Annotated in this window: 5 protein-coding genes; 1 reads left to right on the top strand and 4 read right to left on the bottom strand. The window is 61.0% G+C overall.

The features are described from left to right. Window positions 1-7 precede the first annotated feature (7 nt). From CD175_RS30625 to CD175_RS30610, 4 genes are all read right to left on the bottom strand, one after another. Complete coding sequence (locus CD175_RS30625; protein ID WP_104451591.1) at window positions 8-895, bottom strand: TauD/TfdA dioxygenase family protein; 888 nt, start codon at window positions 893-895, stop codon at window positions 8-10. 370 nt (window positions 896-1265) lie between these two features. Then, window positions 1266-2630: an HlyD family type I secretion periplasmic adaptor subunit gene (locus CD175_RS30620; protein ID WP_104451590.1), complete on the bottom strand. Its 1365-nt coding sequence runs from the start codon at window positions 2628-2630 to the stop codon at window positions 1266-1268. Further along, entirely contained in the window at window positions 2620-4776 is a 2157-nt protein-coding gene (locus tag CD175_RS30615) for a type I secretion system permease/ATPase (protein WP_104451589.1), read from the bottom strand. The genes CD175_RS30620 and CD175_RS30615 overlap by 11 nt, the downstream gene beginning before the upstream one ends. 42 nt (window positions 4777-4818) lie before the next feature. Then, a complete protein-coding gene (locus CD175_RS30610; protein WP_104451588.1) occupies window positions 4819-6171 on the bottom strand; it encodes a TolC family outer membrane protein in 1353 nt (450 codons plus the stop codon). Between the two features lie 357 nt (window positions 6172-6528). Here CD175_RS30610 and CD175_RS30605 point away from each other — a divergent pair. Further along, window positions 6529-12060: retention module-containing protein (locus CD175_RS30605; RefSeq protein ID WP_146094617.1), on the top strand; the 5532-nt coding region annotated here is incomplete at its 3' end.

The following is a 12060-nucleotide window of genomic DNA, read 5'->3' as shown; positions in this document are numbered from 1 at the left end:
CGGCAATTCAGAAAGGCGCGTCGCCCTGGATGGTGGTGCGATACAGCTTGCGGCGCAGATGGCTGGGGCAGCCGGCGGCGAGGTGGATCAGCGAACGGTTGTCCCAGAACACCAGGTCATGGGGCTGCCATTGATGGCGGTAGATGTTTTGCGGCAACACGCTGTGGGCGTAGAGCTCGGCCAGCAGTTGCTGGCTCTCGTCCTCCGGCAGGCCAACGATGCGGGTGGTGAACCCCTCGCTGACGAACAAGGCCTTGCGGCCGTTTTCCGGGTGGGTACGCACGACCGGGTGGACGACTTCGGCGACCTGGGCCAGTTGCTCCGGGGTCAGGGTCGGGCGCCAGTTGCCTTCGAATTTGGTTTCGCTGTATCGCGCCGTGTAGGAGTGCGCGGCCGAGCGGCCTTCCACCGCTTTGCGCAGCGCCTCGGGCAGGTTGTCCCAGGCCTTGTGCATGTCGGCGAACAAGGTGTCGCCACCCTCCGCTGGCAGCTCCTGGGCATGCAGCATCGAGCCCAGGCTCGGCAGTTGTTTGTAGGAGAGATCGGAATGCCAGAACTTGCCGGCGTCGCCCAGGCCGATGTTCTGGCCGTTTTCGACGATGTTGGAAACGATGAGGATTTCCGGATGCCCTGCCAGCAGGAACTGCTTGAGCACGTGAATCTGCAATACGCCAAAACGACGGCTGAAATCGATGTGCTGTTGCGGGGTGATGCGCTGGTCGCGGAACACCACCACATGATGGTCCAGGTGCGCGCGGTGAATGCGGGCAAAGTCCTGATCATTGATCGGGCGGGACAAATCGAGGCCGAGGATTTCGGCGCCCACCGCTCCGCTGAACGGGCGGATTTCAAAGAATTGTGGCGCGATGCTTGGCGAAGCTGAAGCTGCAGACATAAATCACTCCCACGCACGGCACGCTCAAGGGCGCGCGCGTCGATCAGAAACTCACGGATGTCCCGTGTTGGTTCGTGTCGTGCGGCGCGCCGATTGGTCGGCAGGTACGCAGGAGATTGACTTTATAGGTATAAGAATCGAAATTTAAATACCATTAATGAATAACGATATGGCGATTGAAAAGGGACTGTATGGATTGAGGAGTGACGTTATTTGTCACTTACTGACGGGATTGTGGTGTTTCCACTGACGCCATCGCGAGCAGGCTCGCTCCCACAGGGGATCTTCGTTGGGCACAAAATTGTGATCCAGCAAAAAACGGTGTAGGAGCGAGCCTGCTCGCGATGGGGCCATCAGCCTCAATGACGAATTACCGCTCGTGCAGCGCCTCGGCCCGCGCGCGGATGATCGGCTTGAGCAGGTAGCTGAGGATAGTCTTCTTGCCGGTGATGATGTCCACGGAAGCCACCATCCCCGGAATGATCAACAAGGGTTTTTCGTCGGTGCCCAAGTGGCTGCGGTCGGTGCGCAGCTTGATGATGTAATAGGTGGTTTTCTTGTCATCGTCGGTAATGGTGTCGGCACCGATCTGTTCCAGCTTGGCCTTCATCCCACCGTAGATGGTGTAGTCATAGGCGGTGAATTTCACCGTCGCTTCCTGCCCCGGATGCAGGAACGCGATGTCCTGCGGGCGAATCTTCGCCTCGACCAGCAAGGTGTCGTCCAGCGGTACGATTTCCACCAGGTCGCTGCCTGGCTGGATAACCCCGCCGATGGTATTGACCAGCAGCTTGTTGACGATACCCCGCACCGGCGAAGTGACCAGCGTTCGGCTGACCCGGTCTTCCAGGGCCTTGCCGGTGGCCTGGGCCTTGTTCAGATCGGTCCGTGCTTCATTGAGTTGGGTCAGGGCTTCGCTACGGAACTTGCCGCGGGTTTCGTCAATTTTGCGCTGTACTTCCTTGATCGCCGACTCGGCTCGCGGAATAGCCAGGGTGGTGGCGTCGAGCTGACCACGGGTCTCCGCTTCGGCACGCCTGAGGCGCAGAACCTCCACCGGCGATACCGCGCCCTGGGCCACCAATGGCTCGGACATGCTGATTTCCTGACGCTGGAAGCCCAATTGCTGACGGTACTGCGCCTGCTTGGACGTGAATTCGCGCAGTTCCTGCTGGCGCTGGATCAACTGCTCCTGCAAGCCGCCAATCTCGTCGAGCAACTGCTGGCGGCGGCTGATATAGAGCGACTCTTCGTTCTTGGCCTGACCCGGCACGGCCTTGAGTACATCCTCGGGGAAGTTCAGTGGACGATCTTCCAGCTCGGCGTTCAGGCGCTCGACCCGCAGCACCATCGACAAGCGATCGGCCTCGGTTTCACCGACGTTCGACGCAAATCGCGTGTCGTCCAGGCGAAGCAGCGGTGCACCGGCTTCGACGATCTGGCCTTCCTTGACGAACAGCTCGGAAACGATACCACCCTCAAGGTTCTGGATTTTCTGGATCTTCGACGACGGAATCGCCTTGCCATCGCCCTTGGTCACTTCGTCGATGACCGCGAAGTTGGCCCAGAGCATCAGGAAGACGAAGAACGCGATGATCGCCCAGATCGTCAGCCGCACCACACGCGGCGCATCTTCGATCAACGCCTTGTTGACCTCCGGCAGCGGCTGGCCCTCAAGCGAAGCAGAACCCTTGAAGTAGCGAAGGATCGAACCCTTACCCGACTTAAGCAACACTGATCTGCCCCTTCTTCAACGCTTCCATCACCGCGGCTTTCGGACCGTCGGCGAGTATCTGCCCGCGGTCGATCACGATCAGCCGATCCACCAGCGACAACAGCGATGCCCGGTGCGTCACCAGCACCACGGTCTTGTTTTCGATCACGGCTGCCAGGCGCTGCTTGAGGCGCTCTTCACCGGTGTTATCCATGGCACTGGTCGGTTCGTCGAGCAGCAGGATTGGCGGATTGAGCAGTAACGCACGGGCCAGGGCCACGTTTTGCCGTTGGCCACCGGAGAGGTTCTGCCCGCGCTCGCCCACTTGCAGCTCATAACCCTGCGGATGCAGGCGCGCATACTCGTGGACTCCGGCCAGCTCTGCCGCTTGCAGCACCAGTTCATCCTCGACATACCGCGCACCGGAAACCAGGTTGTCGCGCAAGGTGCCGGCGAGCAGTTGAATGTCCTGGGGCACGTAGCCGATGTTGTAGCGCAGCTCGCTGACGTCGATCTGGCGGATATCCACGCCATCGACCAACAACGAGCCATCATCCGGCTGATAGAGCCCTACCAGCAGTTTGGCCAGCGAGCTCTTGCCCGAGCCACTTCGGCCAATGATGCCGATCTTCTCGCCGGGATTAATCGACAGATTGATGTTCTTCAGCGCCAGGTTCTGCTGTTGGGGGTACGTGAAATTGAGCTGGCGGCATTCAATGCCGCCTTGCAACACCTTGCGGCTGAGCGGGCGCTCTTCGAAATTGCGCTCCTGGGGCAGTTCCATCATTTGGTCGACGGACGTCATGGTCACCCGTGCCTGCTGATAGCGGGTCAGTAACCCGGAGAGCGACGCCAGCGGGCTGAGCGCACGACCACTGAGCATGTAGCAGGCAATCAGGCCGCCCATGCTCAGGTGACCGTCGATGATCTGGTACACACCGAAGACGATCATGATCACCCCGGCCAGTTGCTGGATCAGCAAGGTGATGTTCATCGCCAGGCCGGACAGCATCTTCACCCGCAATTCAAGGCGACTGAGGGTGCCGATGGTCTGTTCCCACTGATACTGGCGCTCGCTTTCGGCGTTGTTGACCTTTACCGCATCCAGCCCGGCCAGGGTTTCGATCAGGCTCGACTGACGCTCGGCCCCCAGCGCCATGGTCCGCTCCATGGTCGCTACCAAAGGTTTCTGCAACGCATAGCCGATGGCCAGGGCGATCGGGAATGCCAGCACCGGTATCCACACCAGATGGCCGCCGAGGATCGCGATAACCATGAATATCAGCAAGGTGAACGGCAGGTCGATCAGGCTGGTGAGGGTCAGCGAGGCGAGGAAATCGCGCAGGCTCTGAAATTCATGGATGTTCTGGGCAAAACTGCCGACCCGTGCCGGCCGGTACTTCATGGTCATACCGACGATACGCTCGAACAGCGTGGCCGAGATAATCAGGTCGGTTTTCTTGCCGGCCAGATCCAGGCACAGGCTGCGCAGGCTTTTCAGGATCAGGTCGAAGAGGTAGGCACCAGAAATGCCGACTGCCAGCACCCATAGCGTCGCTTCGGCCTGGTTCGGCACGACACGGTCGTAGACGTTCATCACGAACAACGGCGCGGCCATGGCAATGATGTTGATGAGAAAACTGGCGGCAATGGCGTCGGCGTACAGCCAGCGCGAACGCTTGAGAGTGTCGCGAAACCACGAGCGCGCACGCGGAATCAGCGTGCCGTGATTGACGTCGAATTTGTGCTGCGGCTGGGCAAAAAAGACTTTGCCGGTGTAATCGTCAGCCAGCAGCTCGCGGCTGACCAGGGACTCGCCACCATCGCTTTCGCTGAGCAGCACCCGCACCTGATCTTCGCCTTGCCAGCCAAGCAGGACGGCGCTGCGACCGTCCTTGAGCAGCAACAATGCCGGCATGGCAATCGCCGGAATGTCCCCCAGCTTGCGCTGCAGCACCCGACCTTGCAGCCCCGCGCGAGCCGCCGCACGTGGCAGCAGCTCGACACTCAAACGCTGCTCGGGCAGTGGCAGGCCGGTGGTGAGCATGGCCGCGCTGGCCGGTTTCTGGTGCAGCATGCAAAGAGCAAGCAGGCCATCCAGCAACGGATCGTCATGCAACGCGCGCGGATCATGAATGAGTTGAACCCGACTGACTTCTGATTCCACGCTCGGCACTCTTGGCTGACAATTGAACAAAGAAGGTCCTGCTCAATTCATACCGGGCAATTGGACCGTCGGCTTCACGTCGTTCTGCACAACGGATGCCAACGGTGCGACCACTCCCTGGCTCTTGAGCAACTCGCCCATGGTCGCCTTGATTCGGTACTGAGTAAATAACTGAATATTCTTGATCTCCGCCAGACGGCGAGAAGAGGAGAACAACTCGTTCTCGCTGTCGAGCAAATCGAGCAGCGTGCGCTCGCCAAGGCTGAACTGACGCTGGTAAGCGGTGCGCACGGCGGTGCTGTGATCAACGTACTGCTGGGCGATCGGCACCTGGGCATTGGCGTTGTTCAGGGCGTTCCAGGCCAGGCCAAGTTCTTCATTCAACTGGCGCAGGGCGTTGTTGCGGATGTCCAGCGCCTGGTTCGACAGGTAGGCCTTGGATTCCAGGTCGGCCTTGTTGCTGCCGCCGGCATACAGGTTGAAGCGCATGCGCAGCATGGCCTGCCATTCGTTGTTGTGGCCATTCTGACCATCGATATCGTTGTCTGCGGTGCGACCCAGCTCAGCATCGAAGCGTGGGTAGAAGGTCGACTTGGCCGTGTCGTACTGCTTTTCGGCGGCGGCGATGTCGGATTCGGCCGAGCGCAGGATCGGGCTGTTTTCCAGCATCTGCGCGCGGGCTTCATTCAGATTGGCCGGCATCAGCGCCAGGAAACTCGCCGGGCGCTCCAGTTGATCGGGCATCTGGCCGACAGCGGACAGGTAGTTGGTCTCGGCATCAGCCAGGTTGGTCTGCTCGGTGATCAGGTTGTTGCGCGCCTGGGCCATCCGCGCCTCCGCCTGATCAAGATCGGCGCCGCTGCCGACACCACGCTGGGTGCGCAGCTGGATCTGGTCGTAAATACGTTGATGGCTCTTGAGATTATCCTCGGCCAGGCGCACGAATTCGCGACGGGTCAACACGTCGAGATAGACCTGGGCCACGGTCAGCCCGGTACGCTCGGAAGTACTCAGCAGCGAATAGGCACGGGAGTTGACGGCGGCTTGTTGACGCCCTACTTCGCTGGTCGTCGCAAAACCGTCAAAAACCATCTGAGTCAGTCGCAAGCTCGACTCAGTGCGGTTCAGGGTTTCCCAGTGATTGTTGCTGCCATCCCCGCGCGTCGTGACGCTGTCGGTGCCTTCACGGCCATAACCGCCCAGCAGGTCGACCCGTGGCAAGTACCCACCTTTGGCAGCCTTCAACTGATAATCAGCCGCCAACCGGCTGTTGACGCCTGCCTGGACCTCTGGATGGACATACAGCGCTTGTTGCATGGCTTCTGGTAAGGATTGCGCCTGGACGAAAGACGCGGCGAGGGCGAAAGGTAGAGCCATGAACAAAGGCGAACGCATTGTAGGAATTTCCCAGGACTTCTTGTCTTGAATCACGACTGAAAGGCGTGCGGTGTCGGAAGATGGCAGCGGAATGACCGTATGTCGGAAAGCTCAAAAGCGGAACTGGATCACATACCGAAGACAGGGTCACAACTTAAATATCAATGTGACATTACTGGGACGATTGTTTAGGATGGCTTCAAGAAGGTCAATAGTTTGGCATAAAGTTAATAGCGAAAAAATATAGCCAAAATATTGACGAATTAGGCCGTCAAACTTGTGCATCTATTTTGCAATGTAACGTCCAGACTGGTCGGCGCAGACGCCATCAGGTCTATGGAAGTCAACTGAACGTGACACCCCGGAGAGTCTTCAATGAGCAGTGTTGTTGCCATCGTCAAAAGCATTGTCGGTCAAGTTTTCGTGGTGTCCCCAGAGGGCATCCGCCGCGTTCTCGTTGAAGGCGACAAACTGTTCGCCGGGGACCAGATCGACACTGGCCTTTCCGGTGCCGTGTCTCTGGAACTGGCCGATGGCCGCACCCTCGACCTGGGCCGCGATACCCAGTGGAGCGCTGACGCGCCGGACTCCAGCGCTGACCTGGCAGCCGCCACCGCACAAGCCGCGCCGTCCGTTGAAGAGCTGCAACAGGCCATTGCCGCCGGTGCCGACCCGACCAAAGACCTTGAAGCCACCGCCGCCGGCCCGACTGCCGCAGGTTCGGGTGGTGCCGCCGGGGGCGGTCACAGCTTCGTCATGCTCGACGCCACGGCTGGCCGCGTCGACCCGACCATCGGCTTCCCAACCACCGGTCCTGAGTCCACGGCTACTCCCACTACGCTCGATACTGGCAACCAGAACATCACGACCATCAACGCTCCGAGTGTACTGACCGCGGATACGGGCACTCTGGCCGAAGACAGCGTCGCGACGGGCAACGTGCTGAACAACGATAGCGATGCTGAGACGCCGCTCAGCGTCACCAGTTTCACCATCGCCGGTGTCACCGGCAGTTTCACCGCAGGCCAGACAGCGACCATCGTCGGCGTCGGTACGTTGACCATCGGCACCAACGGCAACTACACCTTTACTCCGGACGCCAACTACAACGGTGCCGTACCGCAAGTCACGTACACCACCAACACCGGCTCGAGCAGCACTCTGGACCTCACCGTGACAGCGGTCGATGATCCGAGCGTTTTGACTGCCGACACCCAAATCATTGCTGAAGACACCGCTGCGATCGGCAATGTGCTGAGCAACGACAGCGACATCGATAACGCCCTGAGCGTGGTCACCTTCACCATCGACGGTGTTCCTGGTACCTTCACAGCCGGCCAGACGGCGACCATCGCCAATGTGGGCACCCTGGTGATCGGGGCCGACGGCGCCTACACCTTCACCCCGGACGCCAACTACAACGGTACGGTGCCGACCGTGAGCTACACCGTCACCGACGGTTCCAACTCGACGCTGAACATCGGTGTTACGCCGGTTGATGACAGCTTTATCGATGCCAGCGAAAGCGTGACCACCGCTGAAGATGCCCCGGTGACTGGCAGTGTGTTGACGGGCACCTCGAGCGTCGACGGTCCGGTCAGCGTGGTGAACTTCACCATCGGTGAGACCACCTACACCGCTGGCAGCACCGCGACCATCGCCAATGTCGGCACCCTCGTGATCGGGGCCAACGGGACCTACACCTTCACCCCGGCCGAGAACTACAACGGCAGCGTACCGACGGTCAGCTACACCGTGACTGACGGTTCCGGCACGGACGTCACCTCGACCCTGACCATCCACGTCACCCCGGTCGACGACAGCTTCACTGACCTCAGCGAAAGCGTGACCACCAGCGAAGACTCCGCCGTCAGCGGCAGTGTGTTAACGGGTACCTCAAGCGTCGACGGCCCGGTCAGCGTGGTGAACTTCACCATCGACGGCGTTCCTGGGACTTTCACCGCCGGTCAGACGGCGACCATTGCCAATGTCGGCACCCTGGTGATCGGGGCCAATGGCACTTACACCTTCACGCCTGCCGAGAATTACAACGGCACAGTGCCGACCGTGAGCTATACCGTCACCGACGGCTCTGGCAGCAATGTCACCTCGACCCTGAACATCGACGTCACCCCGGTCGACGACAGCTTCACCGACCTCAGCGAAAGCGTGGCCACCGCCGAAGACACCGCCGTGACCGGCAGCGTCCTCACCGGCACTGCGAGCGTTGACGGTCCAGTCAGCGTGGTTAATTTCACCATCGACGGTGTTCCTGGCACGTTCACCGCCGGCCAGACGGCGACCATCGCCAACGTCGGCACCCTGGTGATCGGGGCCAACGGCGCCTACACCTTTACCCCGGATGCCAACTACAACGGCGCGGTGCCAACGGTGAGCTACACCGTCACCGACGGTTCCGGCAGCAATGTCACCTCGACCCTGACCATCAACGTCACCCCGGTCGACGACAGCTTCACCGACCTCAGTGAAAACGTGACCACCACTGAAGATGCCCCGGTGACCGGCAGCGTCCTCACCGGTACCTCGAGTGTCGACGGTCCTGTCAGCGTGGTGAACTTCACCATCGGCGAGACCACCTACGTCGCCGGCCAGACCGCGACCATCGCGAATGTCGGCACCCTGGTCATCGGGGCCAACGGCGCTTACACCTTCACCCCGGACGCGAACTACAACGGCGCGGTGCCGACGGTCAGCTACACCGTCACCGACGGCTCCGGCAGCAATGTCACTTCGACCCTGACCATCAACGTCACCCCGGTCGACGACAGCTTCACTGACCTCAGTGAAAACGTGATCACCGCTGAAGACACCGCCATCAGCGGCAGCGTCCTCACTGGCACGAGCAGCGTCGACGGCCAAGTCAGCGTGGTTAATTTCACCATCGATGGCGTTCCTGGCACTTTCACCGCCGGTCAGACCGCGACCATCGCCAATGTCGGCACCCTGGTCATCGGGGCCAACGGCGCCTACACCTTCACCCCGGACGCGAACTACAACGGCGCAGTGCCAACGGTGAACTACACCGTCACCGACGGCTCCGGCAGCAATGTCCCCTCGACCCTGACCATCAACGTGACGCCGATCGACGACAGCTTCACCGACGCGAGCGAGCGCGTGACCACCGCTGAAGACACGGCCGTCAGCGGCAGTGTGTTGACGGGTACCTCGAGCGTCGACGGTCCGGTCAGCGTGCTCAGCTTCACTATCGACGGTGTCACTGGCACTTTCAACGCCGGCCAGACCGCGACCATCGCCAACGTCGGCACTCTGGTCATTGGCGCCAACGGCGCTTACACCTTCACCCCGGACGCCAACTACAACGGCGCAGTGCCAACGGTGAACTACACCGTCACCGACGGCTCCGGCAGCAACGTCACTTCGACCTTGAACCTCAGCGTGACGCCGGTCGACGACAGCTTCACTGACCTCAGCGAAACGGTCTCCACCCAGGAAGACACCGCCGTCAGCGGCAGCGTGTTGACGGGTACCTCGAGCGTCGACGGTCAGGTCAGCGTGGTCAATTTCACCATCGGCGAGACCACCTACGTCGCCGGCCAGACCGCGACGATCGCCAATGTGGGCACCCTGGTGATCGGGACCAATGGCGCCTACACCTTCACCCCGGACGCCAATTACAACGGCAGCGTGCCGACCGTCAGCTACACCGTGACCGACGGTTCGGGCACCGACGTCACCTCGACCCTGACCATCAACGTCACTCCGGTCGATGACAGCTTCACCGACCTCAGCGAAAAGGTCTCCACCCAGGAAGACACCGCCATCAGCGGCAGTGTGTTGACGGGCACCTCGAGCGTCGACGGTTCGGTCAGCGTGGTCAACTTCACCATCGGTGATACCACCTACGCTGCCGGCAGCACCGCGACCATCGCCAATGTCGGCACCCTGGTGATCGGGGCCAATGGCGCTTACACCTTCACGCCTGCCGAGAATTACAACGGCACAGTGCCGACCGTGAGCTACACCGTCACCGACGGTTCGAGCACCGACGTCACCTCGACCCTGACCATCAACGTCACCCCGGTCGACGACAGCTTCACTGACCTCAGTGAAAGCGTGACCACCGCTGAAGACTCCGCCCTCAGCGGCAGCGTCCTCACCGGTACGAGCAGCGTCGACAGTCAGGTCAGCGTGCTCAACTTCACGGTTGGCGGCACCCAGTACCAGGCCGGTCAAACGGCGACCATCGCCAATGTGGGTACCCTGGTCATTGGCGCCAACGGCGCCTATACCTTTACCCCCGCCGAGAACTACAACGGCACAGTGCCGACCGTGAGCTACACCGTGACCGACGGTTCCGGCACCGACGTCAGCTCGACCCTGAACATCGACGTCACCCCGGTCGACGACAGCTTCACTGACCTCAGTGAAAGCGTGACCACCGCTGAAGACACCGCCGTAACTGGCAGCGTCCTCACTGGCACGAGCAGCGTCGACGGCCAAGTCAGCGTGGTGAATTTCACCATCGATGGCGTTCCTGGCACCTTCACTGCCGGCCAGACCGCGACCATCGCCAACGTCGGCACCTTGGTGATCGGCGCCGACGGCGCCTACACCTTCACCCCGGCCGAGAACTACAACGGCACGGTGCCAACCGTCAGCTACACCGTGACCGACGGCTCGGGCACCGACGTCACCTCGACCCTGAACATCGACGTCACCCCAGTCGACGACAGCTTCACTGACCTCAGCGAAAGTGTGACCACCGCTGAAGACACCGCCATCAGCGGCAGCGTGTTGACGGGTACCTCGAGCGTCGACGGCCAAGTCAGCGTGGTTAATTTCAATATCGGTGATACCACCTACGCCGCCGGACAGACGGCGACCATCGCCAACGTCGGCACCTTGGTCATCGGGGCCAACGGCGCTTACACCTTCAACCCGGACGCCAACTACAACGGCACGGTGCCGACCGTGAGCTACACCGTCACCGACGGTTCAGGCAGCAATGTCACCTCGACCCTGACCATCAACGTCACCCCGGTCGACGACAACTTCACCGACCTCAGCGAAAGCGTGAGTACCGCTGAAGACACGGCCGTCAGCGGCAGCGTGCTCACTGGTACGAGCAGCGTCGACGGCCAAGTCAGCGTGGTTAATTTCACCATCGGTGATACCACCTACGCTGCTGGCAGCACCGCGACCATCGCCAACGTCGGCACCCTGGTCATCGGCGCCAACGGCGCCTACACCTTCACCCCGGCCGAGAATTACAACGGCAGCGTGCCGACCGTGAGTTACACCGTCACCGACGGTTCCGGCACCGACGTCACCTCGACCCTGACCATCAACGTCACCCCGGTCGATGACAGCTTCACTGACCTCAGTGAAAGCGTGACCACCGCTGAAGACACCGCCGTGACCGGCAGTGTGCTCACTGGTACGAGCAGCGTCGATGGCCAAGTCAGCGTGGTCAATTTCACCATCGACGGCGTTCCTGGGACTTTCAACGCCGGCCAGACGGCGACCATCACCAACGTCGGCACCCTGGTCATCGGGGCCAACGGCGCTTACACCTTTACCCCAGCTGAGAACTACAACGGCACGGTGCCGACCGTGAGCTACACCGTCACCGACGGTTCCGGCACCGACGTCTCCTCGACCCTGAACATCGACGTCACCCCGGTCGATGACAGCTTCACCGACCTCAGCGAAAGCGTGACCACCGCTGAAGACACCGTCGTCAGCGGCAGTGTGTTGACGGGTACTTCGAGCGTCGACGGCCAAGTCAGCGTGGTGAATTTCACTATCGATGGCGTTCCTGGCACCTTCACCGCCGGCCAAACCGCGACCATCGCCAACATCGGCACCTTGGTGATCGCAGCCAACGGCGCTTACACCTTCACCCCGGACGCCAACTACAACGGC

Origin of the sequence: Pseudomonas laurylsulfatiphila (assembly GCF_002934665.1) — a bacterium.
GTDB lineage: Bacteria > Pseudomonadota > Gammaproteobacteria > Pseudomonadales > Pseudomonadaceae > Aquipseudomonas > Aquipseudomonas laurylsulfatiphila.
Note: the sequence above shows the minus strand (reverse complement) of the source record. Positions and strands in the feature narration are given on the sequence as shown.